Origin of the sequence: Vibrio metschnikovii CIP 69.14 (assembly GCF_000176155.1) — a bacterium.
Taxonomy (GTDB): Bacteria; Pseudomonadota; Gammaproteobacteria; order Enterobacterales; family Vibrionaceae; genus Vibrio; species Vibrio metschnikovii.
In genome coordinates, this window is the sequence record NZ_ACZO01000006.1 from 1,621,505 (window position 1) to 1,638,637 (window position 17,133).

The 17,133-nt window shown below is 45.4% G+C and carries 13 protein-coding genes; all 13 read right to left on the reverse strand.

What is annotated here, in order from left to right:
• Positions 1-11 precede the first annotated feature (11 nt).
• Positions 12-410, reverse strand: coding sequence for an 8-oxo-dGTP diphosphatase MutT (gene mutT, locus VIB_RS10650; protein ID WP_004395942.1), 399 nt, complete (start codon positions 408-410; stop codon positions 12-14).
• A 71-nt stretch (positions 411-481) separates the two neighbouring features.
• Positions 482-3,193, reverse strand: a complete 2,712-nt coding sequence (secA, locus tag VIB_RS10655; protein ID WP_040904679.1) for a preprotein translocase subunit SecA — start codon at positions 3,191-3,193, stop codon at positions 482-484.
• A 449-nt stretch (positions 3,194-3,642) separates the two neighbouring features.
• Complete coding sequence (lpxC, locus tag VIB_RS10660; RefSeq protein ID WP_004395944.1) at positions 3,643-4,560, reverse strand: UDP-3-O-acyl-N-acetylglucosamine deacetylase; 918 nt, start codon at positions 4,558-4,560, stop codon at positions 3,643-3,645.
• A 95-nt stretch (positions 4,561-4,655) separates the two neighbouring features.
• Complete coding sequence (ftsZ, locus tag VIB_RS10665; protein ID WP_004395945.1) at positions 4,656-5,870, reverse strand: cell division protein FtsZ; 1,215 nt, start codon at positions 5,868-5,870, stop codon at positions 4,656-4,658.
• Between the two features lie 30 nt (positions 5,871-5,900).
• A complete protein-coding gene (ftsA, locus tag VIB_RS10670) occupies positions 5,901-7,163 on the reverse strand; it encodes a cell division protein FtsA (RefSeq protein WP_004395946.1) in 1,263 nt (420 codons plus the stop codon).
• 14 nt (positions 7,164-7,177) lie between these two features.
• Entirely contained in the window at positions 7,178-7,936 is a 759-nt protein-coding gene (locus VIB_RS10675) for a cell division protein FtsQ/DivIB (RefSeq protein ID WP_040904680.1), read from the reverse strand.
• 178 nt (positions 7,937-8,114) lie between these two features.
• Positions 8,115-9,578 (reverse strand): UDP-N-acetylmuramate--L-alanine ligase, encoded by a 1,464-nt coding sequence (gene murC, locus VIB_RS10680; RefSeq protein WP_004395948.1) that lies wholly within the window; start codon positions 9,576-9,578, stop codon positions 8,115-8,117.
• 3 nt (positions 9,579-9,581) lie between these two features.
• Complete coding sequence (gene murG, locus VIB_RS10685) at positions 9,582-10,658, reverse strand: undecaprenyldiphospho-muramoylpentapeptide beta-N-acetylglucosaminyltransferase (protein ID WP_040904681.1); 1,077 nt, start codon at positions 10,656-10,658, stop codon at positions 9,582-9,584.
• Entirely contained in the window at positions 10,645-11,832 is a 1,188-nt protein-coding gene (gene ftsW, locus VIB_RS10690; RefSeq protein WP_004395950.1) for a cell division protein FtsW, read from the reverse strand. Before ftsW ends, murG begins: the two co-directional genes overlap by 14 nt.
• A gap of 5 nt (positions 11,833-11,837) precedes the next feature.
• Positions 11,838-13,169, reverse strand: a complete 1,332-nt coding sequence (murD, locus tag VIB_RS10695) for a UDP-N-acetylmuramoyl-L-alanine--D-glutamate ligase (protein ID WP_004395951.1) — start codon at positions 13,167-13,169, stop codon at positions 11,838-11,840.
• 18 nt (positions 13,170-13,187) lie between these two features.
• Positions 13,188-14,270, reverse strand: a complete 1,083-nt coding sequence (mraY, locus tag VIB_RS10700; RefSeq protein ID WP_004395952.1) for a phospho-N-acetylmuramoyl-pentapeptide-transferase — start codon at positions 14,268-14,270, stop codon at positions 13,188-13,190.
• On the reverse strand, positions 14,267-15,628 hold the full coding sequence (locus VIB_RS10705; protein ID WP_004395953.1) for a UDP-N-acetylmuramoyl-tripeptide--D-alanyl-D-alanine ligase: 1,362 nt from the start codon (positions 15,626-15,628) through the stop codon (positions 14,267-14,269). Before VIB_RS10705 ends, mraY begins: the two co-directional genes overlap by 4 nt.
• Complete coding sequence (gene murE, locus VIB_RS10710; RefSeq protein ID WP_004395954.1) at positions 15,625-17,112, reverse strand: UDP-N-acetylmuramoyl-L-alanyl-D-glutamate--2,6-diaminopimelate ligase; 1,488 nt, start codon at positions 17,110-17,112, stop codon at positions 15,625-15,627. The genes VIB_RS10705 and murE overlap by 4 nt, the downstream gene beginning before the upstream one ends.
• Positions 17,113-17,133 lie beyond the last annotated feature (21 nt).

Genomic DNA, 17,133 nt, shown 5'->3' on the forward strand with positions numbered 1-17,133 from the left:
CTGGCTAGCACTTAGAGTAACTCTTTCATTACTCGCTCAACAATCACCACATTAGCCTCTGGGAAGGAATGGCGAGCTAATTCACTGATCGCTACCCATTTACCTTGTTGGCCTTCTTTACCAAAAGGCTGTCCCTCAAAATGGGTCACCAGCATAAAATCGAACATTAAGGCTTTATCAGGGTAATCAAACTCAAGGTGTTCAAACAAGGCCTGCTCGGTAACCGTGATACCAATCTCTTCATGCAATTCACGACCCAAGGCTTGCTCGATACTTTCACCGACTTCAACCTTTCCTCCAGGAAACTCCCATAAACCACCTTGATGTTTATCATCAGGACGTTTCGTTATATAAATCTGTGAGCCTTCAGAATTAACAATAATCCCAGCAACGATATGAATGCGTTTCATGCGTTTTCCCATACGATATAGATTTAAAAAAAGAGTCGCCTAAGCGACTCTTTTTACTGGATTAAATAAAATTAATCAATTTTACCGTGGCACTGTTTGTATTTTTTGCCACTGCCACAAGGACAAGGTTCGTTACGTCCTACTTTACGCTCTTCACGCACCATCGGATGATGCCCATCGTCTTTGTTTTGGTTATCGCTACTTGCATGTTGCGCTTGAGCACGACGAGCAACTTCTTCTGCTTGAGCAATACGTTGAGCTTCCATACGTTCCACTTCATCTTGCTGCTGCACGCGAACTTTCGACAAAATAGCAATCACATCGGATTTTAGCGAATCAAGCAAACCTTCAAACAGTTCAAACGATTCACGCTTATATTCCTGTTTTGGGTTTTTCTGCGCATAACCACGTAAATGGATCCCTTGACGTAGATGGTCCATGGCTGCAAGATGCTCTTTCCATAACGTGTCCAGTGTTTGCAACATGACCGATTTTTCAAAGTTACGCATGACTGAAACGCCAACCGCTTGCTCTTTCTCTTTGTACACGGTAGCCGCTTGTTCCAGAATCCGTTCACGCAACGCTTCTTCATAAAGCTTGTCATCTTCATCTAACCAAGTTTGAATCGGTAGAGAAAGATCAAAGTCATTTTTCAAGCGCTCTTGCAAACCTTCGATATCCCACATCTCTTCTAACGATTGTGGTGGGATGTAGGTATCAATCACCGAGTTAAACACATCAACACGATTGTGTTCAATCATGTCACTGATATCATCGACTTTCATTAGCTCATCACGAAGCTCATAAACCACTTTACGTTGATCATTGGCTACGTCATCGTATTCCAGTAGCTGTTTACGTATATCAAAGTTACGACCTTCAACTTTACGTTGTGCCTTTTCAATTGAGCGAGAGAGCATTTTGCTTTCAATCGCTTCGCCTTCATCCATACCACTCTGAATTAAACTCGCCATACGATCTGAGGTAAAGATGCGCAGCAAACTGTCTTCCATTGAGAGATAGAAACGCGAAGAACCCGCATCACCTTGACGCCCAGAACGACCACGCAACTGGTTATCAATGCGACGAGATTCATGACGCTCGGTACCAATAATATGCAAACCACCGGAGGCCAAGACTTGATCATGCACTTTTTTCCACTCAGCCTTGATTTGATCAATCTGCTCTTGAGTTGGGTTATCTAACATCTCAATGTGTGCTTGCCAGCTCCCACCGAGGACAATATCCGTACCTCGACCCGCCATGTTGGTTGCAATGGTGACCGCGCCAGGTTTACCTGCATCGGCAACAATTTCTGCTTCTTTCTCATGAAACTTCGCATTCAGCACGTTGTGCTTGATCTTAGCTTTTTTCAGCGCATTAGAAAGTAGCTCTGATTTTTCAATCGAGACCGTACCAACCAGTACTGGCTGACCTTTTTCTACTCGATATTTAATATCTTCAATGATCGCGGCAAACTTCTCTGCTTCGGTGCGATACACGACATCCGGCATATCGTCACGAACCATTGGTTTATTGGTTGGAATAACCACCGTTTCCAAACCATAAATCGACTGAAACTCGAAAGCTTCTGTGTCAGCGGTTCCCGTCATACCAGATAATTTTTCATAGAGGCGGAAGTAATTCTGGAAGGTAATAGAGGCTAAGGTTTGGTTCTCATTTTGAATTTTGACCCCTTCTTTCGCTTCAACCGCTTGATGTAAGCCATCAGACCAACGACGTCCTGGCATCGTTCGTCCGGTATGCTCATCAACAATAACTACTTCACCATCATCGGTAACAATATAATCGACGTTTTTCTCAAATAAGACATGTGCGCGCAGTGCCGCATTCACATGATGCAATAAGCTAATATTGGTCGGAGAATATAAGGTATCCCCTTCTTCCATCAAACCATTACGAATTAACAACTCCTCAACAAACTCCTGCCCAGTTTCGGTCAGGTAAACCTGCTTGGATTTTTCATCCACGGTATAGTGACCATCACCACGATAATCTTCAGAGTCTTCTTTATCTTGCTGTTGGAGATTGGGAATCAGTGTATTGATTCGTGTATATAATTCAGAGCTATCTTCAGCAGGGCCAGAGATAATCAATGGCGTACGCGCTTCATCGATTAAGATCGAGTCCACCTCATCCACTACCGCAAAAAAGCGTTCACGTTGAACTCGGTCTTCCATACGGAAAGCCATGTTATCGCGCAAGTAGTCAAAACCGAATTCGTTGTTGGTGCCGTAAAGAATATCAGCAAGATAGGCTTGTTTTTTCTCATGAGGTGGCATATTCGGAACGTTAATCCCAACGGTCATGCCCAAAAACTCGAATAAGGCACGGTTGGTTTCCGCATCACGTTTAGCTAAGTAGTCATTGACGGTAACGATATGTACGCCCTTACCCGCTAACGCATTAAGATAAGCGGGTAATGTTGCGGTGAGTGTTTTACCTTCACCAGTACGCATTTCGGCGATTTGCCCAGCATTGAGTACCATACCACCAATTAATTGCACATCGAAATGACGCATGCCAAACACACGCTTAGAGGCTTCACGTACCGTGGCAAAGGCTTCGGGTAACAGTTGATCCAACGATTCTCCCTGCTCAATACGCTGACGAAACTCGATAGTTTTCGCTTTTAGCTCATCATCAGAAAGCGCCGTAAATGCAGGTTCAAAGTTATTGATCTCTTTAACAATTTTTCTTAAACGGCGCAAGGTTCGGTCGTTGCGACTGCCAACCACCTTTGTCAGTAGCTTAGTTATCATCTTTTATATATCTCTCTTTACTTGGATCGTCCCGATCTGCTTTAAATATTTCCAGTCTATCTATCTTCAACTAAGGATACTGAGATAAATCATGTTCCTTCGATATTGTGCTGAAGATGTTTATTTTCAAGACACTAAGCCAATTAAGTCATGCTCAGTGTAAGGATTTTTCTCGATAATCATCAATGGTCATAGCACCAAAGGCGTAAGATACCATTTTACTTAATCAGAACGAAGTCTGTTATGGCAACTAAACGCCATTAACATGGTCATCGCGATTCCAATCTCAAGCGGCAAAATGTGATTAAGTACCCTAAGAGGCAACTTATTACCGCCGTTCTTCTAATAGATTGCCGCTTTAGATAACCATAAAATAGGTAGGATGCTGTTCAAGATGAGTAATAAATAAAAAAGCCAGACTGAGTCTGGCTTTTTTATTTATTCGTCGTTCATGCGATAACCATATTCGGCTCAGCGAAAGCAACCGGAGATCCTGCTTCTTCTTCGAATGTTGCCCATTCCCACGCTTCTTGGTCAGCCAATAGCGCACGAAGTAACTGGTTATTTAGACCATGTCCTGATTTGTAAGCTCTGAACTCACCGACAATCGCATGGCCACACATGTAAAGATCACCAATAGCATCCAACACTTTGTGAGTGACAAATTCGTTAGCAAAACGCAAACCTTCTTCGTTCAGAATACGGTAATCATCAAGCACGATAGCACAATCAAAACTCCCACCGAGGCAGAGGTTTTGAGATTGTAAATATTCAATGTCACGCATAAAACCAAACGTTCGAGCGCGAGAAATCTCTTTTACAAAACCTTGCGAAGAGAAATCAAACACCAGATGTTGCTCGTCACCATCAATCGCTGGATGATTAAACTCGATCTCAAAATCCATTTTAAAGCCATTGTGGGGACGTAACTCTGCCCATTTGTCTTCATCTTGGAAACGTATTGGTTTTTTGATACGAATGAAACGCTTAGGCGCATTCAGTTTTTCAATACCAGCCTGCTGCAGTAAATATACAAATGGGCTAGCACTGCCGTCCATAATAGGAATTTCCGGAGCATCTACTTCAACAATAACATTGTCGATTCCCATGCCAGCCAAAGCCGCATTGAGATGCTCAACGGTTGAGATACGAATACCATCGTCATTCACTAATGCTGTACATAGCATAGTATCTCGGACTGATGCCGGATCAGCAGGAAAATCAACAGGTGGATTAATATCAGTACGGCGATAAATAATACCCGTGTTTGCAGCAGCAGGGCGAAGAGTAAGCGTGACTTTACGACCAGAGTGAAGGCCCACTCCAGTTGTTTTCACTATTTCTTTCAGAGTACGTTGTCTGATCATCTACTTGCCTCTATTTCGATGCCACAAAGCTCGACCGATAAAAACCGACCGACATCTTACCAAAATTTTGAACGGTGTCAAATTGTGGCGCTATTTTAATCAGCCTGACGACGTAAAAAAGCCGGAATATCCAAATAACCGCTCTCTTTTTCTGGCTTAGGTGCCGTACTTTGGCCTGCAGAAGAAGCACTACTCGTCGTTGATGCTGACTGAGTTTTCACTTCTACCTTTTCCTGCAAAGGCTGTGCCATTCTCTCTTCCACTTTAGCCGCCGAAACAACGTTCTGTGGTTGAGCAATGGCGGTGGTTTTCGGTTTGCTACCACCAGCAACTAATGTGATATCTGGCTTTCTCTCGTTACCAATACCGGTTGCTACGACTGTTACACGAATTTCATCGGCCATATCTGGATCAAGTGAAGTACCAATCACGACTGTCGCATTGTCTGATGCAAAAGCTTTAACCGTGTTACCCACCGTTTCAAACTCATCAAGACGCATATCCAAGCCAGCCGTAATATTAACCAGTACGCCACGAGCTCCTGCTAGATCGATGTCTTCTAGAAGCGGACTTGAGATGGCCATTTCTGCCGCCTCTTCTGCTCTATCTTCACCTCTAGCCACACCGCTACCCATCATGGCATGACCCATTTCAGACATTACTGTTCTTACATCAGCAAAGTCGACGTTAATCATACCTGGACGAGTAATTAACTCAGCGATGCCTTGTACGGCATTTTTAAGTACGTCGTTCGCGCTGGCAAAGGCTTCAAGTAGGGTAATACCACGACCCAATACTTTGAGCAGCTTCTCGTTAGGGATGGTAATTAAAGAATCAACATGTTTCGATAGTTCTTCAATCCCTTGCTCCGCAAACGCGAGGCGCTTTTTACCTTCAAAGCTAAATGGCTTGGTCACTACAGCAACCGTTAGAATGCCGAGTTCTTTTGCCACTTCTGCAATCACCGGAGCAGCACCAGTTCCAGTACCACCACCCATACCAGCGGCGACAAATACCATATCGGCGCCAGAGAGAATTTCTTTAATTCTTTCTCGATCTTCAAGAGCAGCATCACGCCCCACCTGCGGGTTAGCACCCGCGCCGAGTCCTTTAGTAATGTCACCACCAATTTGGATAACCGTACTGACATTGCTTTTACGAAGTGCTTGCGCATCTGTATTGATACTGATGAATTCCACGCCTTCGATGGACTCACGCACCATGTGTTCTACAGCGTTACCGCCACCACCACCCACTCCAACGACTTTGATTACCGCATCGTCAGACATTTCCATCATCGGTTCAAACATGTGTTATCTCCGTTTTTCCTGCTTATCAGGTTAAAACTCTTTTTGTATCCAATTACGCAAGCGGCTGAATAAACTCGATACTGATTGGCGCTTAGGCTCTTGATAATCAGTATCATCACTTATTTGGCTATCTCTTGCGTAATGAAGTAAACCCACCGCCGTAGAATGATACGGCTCTTTTACATAATCGGTTAGACCACTCACTTCGAGCGGTTTCCCCACCCTAACTTGATTACGGAATACTCGCTCTGCACAGTCGACTAATCCTTCAATTTGCGCAGCACCGCCAGTCAATACCACTCCGGCAGCGAGATGGTGTTTAATACCATCTTTGCGCAACTTATCTTGCACCGTGTCGATGATCTGATTCACTAACCCCATTAACTCAGTGTAGCGAGGCTCTATCACTTCCGACAAGGTTTGTCTTTGTAAACTTCGTGAGGGACGTCCACCAACACTCGGAACGTTAACCGTATCATCCTTGCTCACCAGTTCACTTAATGCGCAACCATATTTTACTTTGATCTCTTCAGCATCGCTCACAGGCGTACCAAAAGCAAACGCAATGTCACTCGTCACCGCATTACCAGCATAAGAGAGCACTTCAGTATGTCGTAACGCCCCCCCCGTCCAGATAGCAATATCCATGGTACCGGCGCCAATATCGATCACACAGACACCAAGTTCACGCTCATCTTCGGTGATCACCGCATGACTAGCGGCTAATCCTGAATACACTAACTGTTCAACTTTCAGCCCACAACGTTCCACGGCTTTAATAATGTTTCGAGCCATATCGTTGTGACAGGTGATCAGGTGGACGCTCACTTCCATACGAACCCCTGATAATCCTAGTGGATTTTTAATCCCTTCTTGATAATCAATGGTAAATTCTTGAGGAATAACATGTAAAATCCGTTGTTCTTCGCCAATTTTAATCGATTTGGCAGTATGGATTGCTCGATCCATATCGTCTTGGGAGACTTCTTCATCAGAGATGGTTCCCATGCCTTTCTCTATACGGCTTGCAATATGTCGGCCAGATATAGATAAAAAAACGTGACTTATTTGGCATTCTGCCATTAATTCAGCTTGATCGACGGCGCGTTGTACCGATTTGACGACAGATTCCAGATCGTTAACGCCGCCTTTATCCATACCTCGTGATGGGCTACTGCCCGCACCGATGATATTAATTTGACCGTCAGGTAGGATCTCACCGACCAACGCGGACACCGTTGCGGTACCAATATCTAATCCAACTACAATGCTATCATTGGCCGATTTCGTCATTTAAACTCTCTTTGTCACTCTTGCTCTGAGAACCAACCTACTGCGGCACCTGTATCGTATCTGAGATCGATATAACTGACTCGCTCAGCATCTTGCCCTAATCGCTTATAAAGTAGGAAAAAACGGGCAATACGCTCATCTAATGACTCTTTACCTAATTCTAAGCGGATACCATTATCCAAAATAATTTGCCAAGCACGGCGCTCATTCAATAGTAGGGAAGAAATATTTAACCCTAACGCTTGAAACTGTGGATTATATTGTCGCCACACAGCGAGTACTTGCGGACCACTGTCATCGGGGCCATACAATTTAACATACTCTTGTTTTACCGCGGCGATATCGCCATTGAAAACCTTACCTTTATCGTTGAGCAGTGCATTACCATTCCAAATCGCAGCCACTTGATGTTCGGTTAAAAAAACCTTAATGGTGTCTGGCCATTGTTTACGAATAGAAGCATGCGCAACCCAAGGGATCGCTTGTGCTCGGCTCTGTAAAACATCAATATCTTGCGACATAAATGTGCCAATATGGTCTAACTCAGCAAAGGCGCGCTGGACATCGAGTGTCGAAACATAATGTAAATCGCCCTGCAAGACTAATTGGGAAAGGGGCAGACGATGCTCATCCCACATCCAACTGATCGTTGAGTACAACAAAGCGCCTATCAACAGCAGCACCATCAGGAAAAAGCACCCTGAAGCGGTATGCTGTTTCACTTGAGATGAAGTGGATAAGCGACGACTTTCGGTTAACACATGGTTAATCAAAGTCCGATGATCCTGATGTCGACTAGCAATGTGATTCCCTATATCGTTGCTCAATAAAGGTAAAAGCACTGACGTTAACCCTCGAATTATACTGAGCCGATGAAAAGTATCAAATACTCAAGTAAAGAAATCGGTGCTTAATGGTCATTTATTTGCCATAAGTGCTCAGTTATGCAACTTATAGACACTGTTGCATCTGCTCAATATCCAATTTCAGTGCAGCAAGTTGTTTGGCTATTTTACCAATATCACCCGCACCTTGCGTCAATACTAAGTCACCATCTTGCAGAATATTGGCTAAAACTGCAGGTAATGCTGCACTATCTGGAATAAAGATCGGATCTATTTTTCCACGGCGGCGAATCGTTCGGCACAATGAGCGTCCATCAGCTCCAGCGATCGGCTTCTCTCCTGCAGAATAGACATCCAACATCAGTAAAACATCGACCTGCTCAAGTACATGAGCAAAGTCATCGTACAGATCACGCGTACGGGTGTAACGATGAGGTTGGAAAATCATCACTAAACGTTTTTCTGTCCAACCATTACGAGCAGCCTTAATGGTTACATCAACTTCAGTAGGGTGATGACCATAATCATCCACTAACATAACATGGCCATTACCTGTGGCAAACTCACCTAAGTGGTCAAAACGACGCCCAGTGCCTTGAGTACTCGCCATCGCACGTAAAATCGCATCATCGTCAATATCATCTTCACTGGCAACGGCAATCGCGGCAGCCGCATTTAATGCATTATGTCGACCAGGAATATTTAAGGTAATCGCCAGATCCGCCTTATCTTGGCGCAGCACGGTAAAATGACCTTGCTGACCTTGTTGGTGGTAATCGGCAATCCGCACATCGGCATCCTCCGAAAATCCATAAGTAATCACATGGCGACTGATACGAGGGATAAGCTCTCTGACTACCGGATCGTCAATGCATAATACCGCTTGACCATAAAAGGGCAGATTATGTAAAAAATCGACAAACGTCTGCTTAAGAGTTTCAAAATCACCACCATAGGTATCCATATGGTCAGCTTCAATATTAGTAACAATCGTCACCATCGGTTGCAGATGTAAAAACGAAGCATCACTTTCATCCGCTTCAGCAATTAATATCCGGCTCGACCCCAAACGTGCATTAGTTCCTGCACTTTTTACCAATCCACCGTTGACAAAAGTCGGGTCCAGACCCGCTTCAGAGTAGATTTGCGTGACTAAAGCCGTCGTCGTGGTTTTGCCATGCGTTCCAGCCACAGCAATACCGTGTCGAAAACGCATTAATTCAGCGAGCATTTCTGCGCGTCGTACGACAGGAATTCGCTTTTCTCGAGCAGCAATGATTTCAGGGTTTTGCTCATTAATTGCCGTTGACACGACAACCACACTTGCTTGCGATACATGTTGTGCTTGGTGACCAAGATAAATCGTTGCCCCTTTGTTGGCTAAACGCTCAGTCACCGCATTACTCGATAAATCAGAACCAGTTATATGATAGCCTTCATTGAGTAGCACTTCTGCGATGCCACTCATTCCCGCGCCGCCAATGCCAATAAAATGAATACACTTTACTCGACGCATTTCTGGAACAAGGGCACGAATTTGCGCCAAGTCTTGAGTATGTTTAATTGTCATTGATCATTTCTCATGTTTATCTGCAGTGATGGCGATAATCGCCTCGGCAACCACTTTATCCGCATTCAGCTTAACCGCTTGTCTGGCTTGCTTAGCCATCGTCAACAATTGTGATCGGTCGAGATTGACGATGGTACTCGCTAATCGTTCGCTGGTCAGTTCAGGTTGTTCGATCATTAACGCCGCGCCACTTGAAACAAGATGATCCGCATTAAGCGCTTGCTGACGATCTTTATGCATAAAAGGAATAAAAATAGCCGCCACTCCCGCGGCTGACACTTCGGAAACAGTTAACGCACCAGAACGACAAACGACTAAATCAGCCCATTGATAGGCATCTGCGACATCATCAATAAATTCCGTCACCTCAAACTGAGTACAACCTAAATCTGTGTAAGCTTGCTCGACTTCAGAATGATGATGTTTACCCGCTTGATGGCGTATGTGGTAACCGTCACCCAAGATTGCCATGACCTCTGGCAGGGTTTGATTTAAGACCTGTGCACCTTGACTTCCACCCATGACCAAAATCCGAATCGGACCTTGTCGTTCCGCTAAGCGCTCTGTTGGTTCAGCAATTTGAGTGACATCCGTTCGCACAGGGTTACCCACTACCGAAGCATCACTGAACGCACCAGGAAAAGCTTGGAATACCTTAGTGGCTATTTTCGCTAGCCATTGATTGGTTAAGCCTGCGACAGCATTTTGTTCATGGAGAATCACCGGAATCCCCTGCAACCAAGCAGCAATCCCACCAGGTCCACTGACGTAGCCTCCCATTCCCAATACCGCATCAGGCTGCCACGCTTGCAAATGACGGCGCGCTTGGCAAACAGCATTTAAGATTTGCCATGGCGCTTTTAGTAAACGCAATACACCTTGGCCGCGTAACCCTTTAACGCGAATAAAGTCAATCGCAATGCCATGCTTGGGAACCAGTTCAGCTTCCATGCGATCAGCAGTACCTAACCAACGAATCTCCCAACCTTGCTGTTGGAGCTGTTTTGCCACCGCCAAGCCGGGGAACACATGTCCCCCAGTGCCACCAGCCATGACCATTAAACGTTTATTTTTCTTCATGATGTCTATCTTTTCTTCTATCTTGCAAACGACATTCGTGATCAATTCTTAATAAAATCGATACCGCGACGGACATAACAATCAAGCTTGAACCGCCGTAACTGATCAATGGTAGCGTTAGCCCTTTGGTAGGCACCATGCCTGAAGCGGCGCCGACGTTAACTAAGGTTTGAAAAGCAAACCAAATACCAATCCCAAACGCCAAATAACCACCAAATTGCTGATCATGTTCAAAGGCTTTTCGACCAATCAACATCGCCTTAAGTACCAAACTAAAAATCAACATCAGTACTAAGCTAACGCCAATAAATCCTAACTCTTCGCCCATTACCGCAAAAACAAAGTCAGTATGGGCTCCCGGTAAATATTCTAATTTTTGAATCGAGTTACCCAGACCTTGGCCCCACCATTCGCCACGACCAAAGGCCATTAAGGATTGAGTGAGCTGATAGCCACTGCCAAAAGGGTCTTCCCACGGGTCAAGAAACGAGGTAACACGACGAATACGATAAGGCTCTGCCGCAATCAAACCAACGACGACTAACACGCCTGCGACGACTAATGCCAAAAATTGAGATAATTTAGCACCAGCAATAAACAACATGCCAAATAACGTAACCAGCATGACAATCACTGTACCTAAATCTGGTTGCAACAGCAGCAGCACCGCTAACGCGGCAAAGACCATGATCGGTTTCATGAAGCCACCAAAAAAAGTGGCGCGCACTTCATCTTGTTTACGAACCAAATAGCTAGACATAAAAATAAATAGCGCTAGCTTAGCCACCTCTGCAGGCTGGAGATTAAACAAACCAAGTGGGATCCAACGTGAGGCCCCATTAACCGATTTACCCGCGACCAAAACCACAATCAGCAATACAAAGGCGAGGGCAAGAAACACCGAGCTATAACGCATCCAACGCTCAACCGGGATCTGCAAAATAATCGCCGATGTCCCCAGAGCTAAAATCAAAAAAATCCCATGCCGAAACATAAAGTGAAAGGGTTGATCGGTTAAACGAGAGCTGATCGGAAAAGAAGCCGACGTTACCATGACAAGGCCAATCAACATCAATCCTAACGCAAGCCAAACTAACTGCCGATCAAACAGCGCTGTCGGTGACGGTGTTTTTAGCCAATGAACGAAAGCGCTTAGCGTGCTTGAGATGGACACAGAGATTACCTTTTTGTATAGGCGTAGTGTTTAGCTAGCGCCGCGAAAGCGTCTCCCCTAGCCATAAAGTTGTTAAACTGATCAAAGCTGGCACAAGCCGGAGAGAGTAAAACCATATCCCCCGCTTTCAATTGCGGATGAATCTCTTCAAGGATCGCGGATAAACTTGGGTAATACCGCGCTGAAGGATGTAATGGCATAAATTGTTGCCCATCAACACCAAAACAGCATAATTTAACGGGTAACGTCGCCAAAACAGGCTTCAAAGGAGTGAAGTCCGCACCTTTTCCTACGCCACCAACCAGCAAATAAAGATCACCGTCTACCGCAAGGCCCGATAAGGCGGCCAAGGTACTGGCTAAATTAGTCGCTTTAGAATCATTGACCCAGCGAATGCCATCATACTCTACAACCAGTTGGCAACGGTGTGTCAATCCAGTGTAAGACTTTAACGCCTCTAATGCGTGGGTATACTCTATATTCAAGGCATCTAAGAGTGCGAGAGCCGTTAAGGCATTAGCGATATTATGTCGCCCAACAAGGCTCAGTTGAGAAACCGCCAGCACAGGCGTACCTTTAACCGATAAATATTCCTCACCCTGATGTATCTCTAGCGAGTAATCGGCAGCGCCGTTTAAACCAACGCTGAGTATTGGCCCTGAAAAATCATCCGGTAACGTTTGTCGATCATCAGCATTAATCACCGCGGTTTTAGCATGGTTAAAAATACGTAGCTTGGCTTGGCGATACTCTGCCATTCCAGAGTAGCGATCCATATGATCTTCGGACAAATTTAAAAATGCCGCCGCAGCTATTGATAAATGATCCGTCGTTTCCAACTGAAAGCTCGATAACTCTAAAACATAGAGATCAGCCGCTTCCGCTAATAGATCGAGCGCGGGCACACCAATGTTGCCCCCTACCGCCGCTTTCACGCCCGCCGCTTTCGCCATTACTCCAGTTAAGTCGGTCACCGTACTTTTACCGTTCGATCCAGTAATGGCAATCACTGGCTTATCAACATGCCAAGCAAATAGCTCAATATCACCAACAACAGGAATGCCAGCAGCAAGCGCTTGCTGTATTTCAGGCGTCGCCAATGCAATACCCGGATTGGTGACAATCAAATCCGCATCGAGTAGCCAGCCCATATGCCAGCCACCACAGTGCAAAGCGACGTCCGGTTGCAAAGACTCTTGACCTGGAGGCGAGAGTCGAGTGTCAATAACCTTAACCTGAAGCGCGGGGTGATAGCGATGTAAATAATTGACCACTGAAAGGCCAGTAATGCCTAGCCCAACCACCACAACTTGCTGAATGTCTTGCCAACGATCCATGACTCTTGCCTCTACGGATTAGCGTACTTTTAAGGTCGCTAGACCAATCAAAACTAGCACAATAGAAATAATCCAAAAACGCACAATCACTCGCGGCTCTGGCCAGCCTTTCAATTCATAGTGATGGTGAATGGGTGCCATTCTAAAAATACGCTGACCACGCAATTTATAGGAACCGACCTGCAAGATAACCGAGATGGTTTCCATCACAAATACCCCGCCCATGATCACCAATAACAGCTCTTGTCTGACCAAAACTGCGATAATACCGAGGGCCCCACCCAAAGCTAATGAGCCGACATCGCCCATAAAAACTTGCGCTGGATAAGTGTTAAACCATAAAAAGCCAAGGCCTGCGCCAACAATGGCGGTACAAACGACAACCAGCTCTGAGGTATAAGGAATATGGGGGATATGCAAATAATTGGCAAAATTGACATTACCGGTTGCCCAAGCAATGACCGCAAAAGCAGCAGCGACTAAGATGGTCGGCATAATAGCTAATCCATCTAATCCATCCGTTAAATTTACCGCGTTACTGGTACCAACAATCACAAAGTAAGTTAATACGATATACAGTAAGCCAAGCTGTGGCATCACATCTTTGAAGAAAGGCACAACTAACTGAGTGGCTGCGGTATCGTGACCATGGGCATAAAGAGCAAAAGCGACCACGAGAGCAATAACCGATTGCCAAAAATACTTCCAACGCGCAATCAAACCATCGCTATTTTTACGTACCACCTTACGATAATCATCAATAAAACCAATGACTCCAAAACCTAACAGTACCGCCAATACGGCCCAGACATAAGGATTACTTAAATTGGCCCACAGTAACACCGTGATACTGATCGAGGCTAGAATCATCACTCCGCCCATGGTTGGCGTACCACGTTTGCTAAAATGCGACTCAGGACCATCATTACGAACCACTTGACCAATTTGCAGCACCTGAAGACGCTTAATTAATCTTGGTCCCATCCAAAGAGATAAACTCAATGCGGTCAAAATACTTACAATGGCCCGAAAGGATAAATATTCAAACAAACGAAAGAATGAAAAATAGGGCTGGAGTAACTCCGCAAGCCAAATAATCATGAGAATTTCTCCTTAAGTGCAGCAACAATCTTACTCATACCTGAACTGTTCGCTCCTTTCACTAACAACACATGAGATTGAGAAGCGCGAACTTCGAGTTGCTGCTCAATAAACGTCAGCATGTCTTGATGCGTTGAGAAGTGCTGTCCCTGACACTGTTGGCTGATCACTCGCGCATCCTCTCCATACGTCAAAACATAGTCAAATTGGAATGGGGCAGCATGTTCACCGACTTGTTGGTGAAGTGCAAGACTTTCTGTGCCTAATTCCGCCATATTACCTAAAATTAACCAACGACAACCAGAGAAAGAAGCCAGCAGTTCAATGGCAGCTTTCATAGCCGGAACGCTTGCGTTATAGCTGTCGTCAATCAGGCGAATCATCGGTGTTAACTGGCTAACGTCAACTCGCCCCTTCACTGCAGATAACTGGGCAAGTCCAACGGCTACCTCTTCTATACTCGCGCCCATCTCCATCGCTAATGCGCTAGCAGCGAGTGCATTGCTGACATTATGTTGGCCTAAGATTCCTAATGTTACGGGCTGTTCACCTTGTGGTGTATGCAAGATAAAACTGGCTTCTCCCGCTTGATTTAACGCTATTTGCGAGGCAAAAAAGTCAGCGTTCTGCTGGTTAACGGAAAAGGTTTTGACGTGTTTATCGACCAGCACCTGACTCCATAACTCACCGCCATGGCTATCCAAGTTAACCAGTGCCGTTTTCCCTGGAGCGAGACCTTGATAAATCTCTCCTTTGGCTTGTTTCACGCCATCCATCGAGCCAAAACCTTCCAAATGAGCCGCAGCAACATTATTAACTAACGCCACATCTGGCTTAACCAACTGGGTCGTATAGGCAATTTCACCAATATGATTAGCACCCAGTTCAATCACCGCAAAATCATCTTTTTGGCTCGAGCGAAGTAAGGTAAGTGGTACACCAATATCATTATTGAAATTACCAGCGGTATACAACACCTGACCTTTAGCACTTAAAATACTGGCGACCATTTCTTTGACTGTGGTTTTTCCACAGCTTCCAGTAATCGCGATGGTTGGCGTTTGACACTGTTGATGAACCCAACACCCCAGTTTACCTAACGCTTGTTTGGTATTGCTGACGACAATTTGCGCAACATCCACATCGAGAGCTCGTTCAACCATTAATGCTTTAGCGCCAGCATCTATCGCTTGCTGCGCAAACTGATGAGCATCAAAACGTTCACCGACTAAGGCGATGAAAAGCCCTTCAGGCTCAATCCGACGCGTGTCGGTTGAAACAGACGAAATAATGCTATCCGCGCCCAGTAATTGACCTTGTACTACGTGGCTGATCGTCGATAATTGAGTGCTGATCATACGGTTAACCCTAAAAGTTGTTGAGCTGACTCTCTGTCCGAATAATGAACGGTTTGATCGGCCAGTACTTGGTAATCCTCATGCCCTTTACCCGCTAACAAAATAATATCATCGGCATTAGCATGAGCGAGGGCATACTGCAAGGCCTGATAACGATTATGTTCAACGTGCGCTTGCCGGTGGCTTAATCCTGCTAGCATATCTTGTACAATAGCGTGCGCAGACTCACTGCGTGGATTGTCGTCAGTAAAAATGATTTTATCGGCAAATTGTTCGGCGATCGCGGCCATCATCGGACGCTTACCAGTATCACGATCACCACCACAACCAAAAATCACCCACAATTGTCCCAGACAATGAACACGCAAAGCGCAAAGGGCTTTCTCTAACGCATCAGGCGTATGTGCATAATCGACAACCACTTTCGCTTTGCCCGGTACGCTAAATAGCTCCATTCGTCCTAAGACTGGCGTTAACTGCGCTGCAGTATCCAGCAAAGCTGGCTTGCTAAAGCCTAAACTTAATAACGTTGCCAACGAAAGTAGCAGATTACTGGCATTAAACTCACCGATTAAGGCGACGTGTAAGTGGCCTACGCCCCAACTGCCATCAAAGGCTAAGTGAATACCTTGCTCGGAATAGCTGACCGACGTCGCCCATAAGCAACGTTCTGTCTCCGGCTGTTGATACAATGATACACCAACTAGCCTGGGCCATTGATGAGTCGCCCATTGTGCACCGACCGGATCATCAACATTCAAGATCGCTTGCTGACAATCATGTTCAGTAAATAGTGATTGCTTCGCTTTGGCGTACTCTTGCATCGTACCGTGGTAATCAAGATGGTCGCGACTTAAATTAGAAAAAACCCCCGCAATAAAAGGGAGTGCTTTTATTCGTCCTTGAACCAAACCATGAGAAGAAACTTCCATTGCGGTATACCGGGCCCCTTGCTCCGCCAGTTGACGCAACGTAGCCTGTACTTCCAATGCATTGCCAGTGGTATTGAGCGCTGGCTGTAATTGATTTAAAAAACCATTGCCTGTGGTGCCCATCACGGCGGCACGCTCTCCCATCAATTCGAGCCATTGAGTGATTAATTGACTGATGGTCGTCTTACCATTGGTTCCGGTTACGGCGATCACTCGGTTAGTATGATCGGCATAGAAACGACCCGCTAATGCCGATAAATGCTCATCCAACGACGCTAAATAGATGATCGGTTTGCTATCGATATCGCTCACCGTACCATGAGGACGCTGTTCATCGGCTTGGGCTAATACGAGATTAGCGCCACGAGCCAACGCATCGGCGATGAACTGTCGCCCATCAACAGCATGTCCGGCAACCGCCACAAACGTATCGCCTGGTTGTATTTTCCGACTATCGAGCTGCAAGTGCTGAATGGTTAACGAATTGAGTTGCGGATCATCAATCTTCATCCATGGTGCAAGCAATGTGGGTAAACCTTGAGTTATCTTCATGTCGATTTCATTTTTTCATTT

Bases quoted from the DNA above. Each gene is read 5' to 3' on its own strand.
- secA (WP_040904679.1), bottom strand. From the start codon at position 3,193: ATGATAACTAAGCTACTGACAAAGGTGGTTGGCAGTCGCAACGACCGA.
- murE (WP_004395954.1), bottom strand. From the start codon at position 17,112: ATGAAGATAACTCAAGGTTTACCCACATTGCTTGCACCATGGATGAAG.
- VIB_RS10705 (WP_004395953.1), bottom strand. From the start codon at position 15,628: ATGATCAGCACTCAATTATCGACGATCAGCCACGTAGTACAAGGTCAA.
- murD (WP_004395951.1), bottom strand. From the start codon at position 13,169: ATGGATCGTTGGCAAGACATTCAGCAAGTTGTGGTGGTTGGGCTAGGC.
- murC (WP_004395948.1), bottom strand. From the start codon at position 9,578: ATGACAATTAAACATACTCAAGACTTGGCGCAAATTCGTGCCCTTGTT.
- ftsZ (WP_004395945.1), bottom strand. From the start codon at position 5,870: ATGTTTGAACCGATGATGGAAATGTCTGACGATGCGGTAATCAAAGTC.
- mutT (WP_004395942.1), bottom strand. From the start codon at position 410: ATGAAACGCATTCATATCGTTGCTGGGATTATTGTTAATTCTGAAGGC.
- murG (WP_040904681.1), bottom strand. From the start codon at position 10,658: ATGAAGAAAAATAAACGTTTAATGGTCATGGCTGGTGGCACTGGGGGA.
- lpxC (WP_004395944.1), bottom strand. From the start codon at position 4,560: ATGATCAGACAACGTACTCTGAAAGAAATAGTGAAAACAACTGGAGTG.
- ftsA (WP_004395946.1), bottom strand. From the start codon at position 7,163: ATGACGAAATCGGCCAATGATAGCATTGTAGTTGGATTAGATATTGGT.
- mraY (WP_004395952.1), bottom strand. From the start codon at position 14,270: ATGATTATTTGGCTTGCGGAGTTACTCCAGCCCTATTTTTCATTCTTT.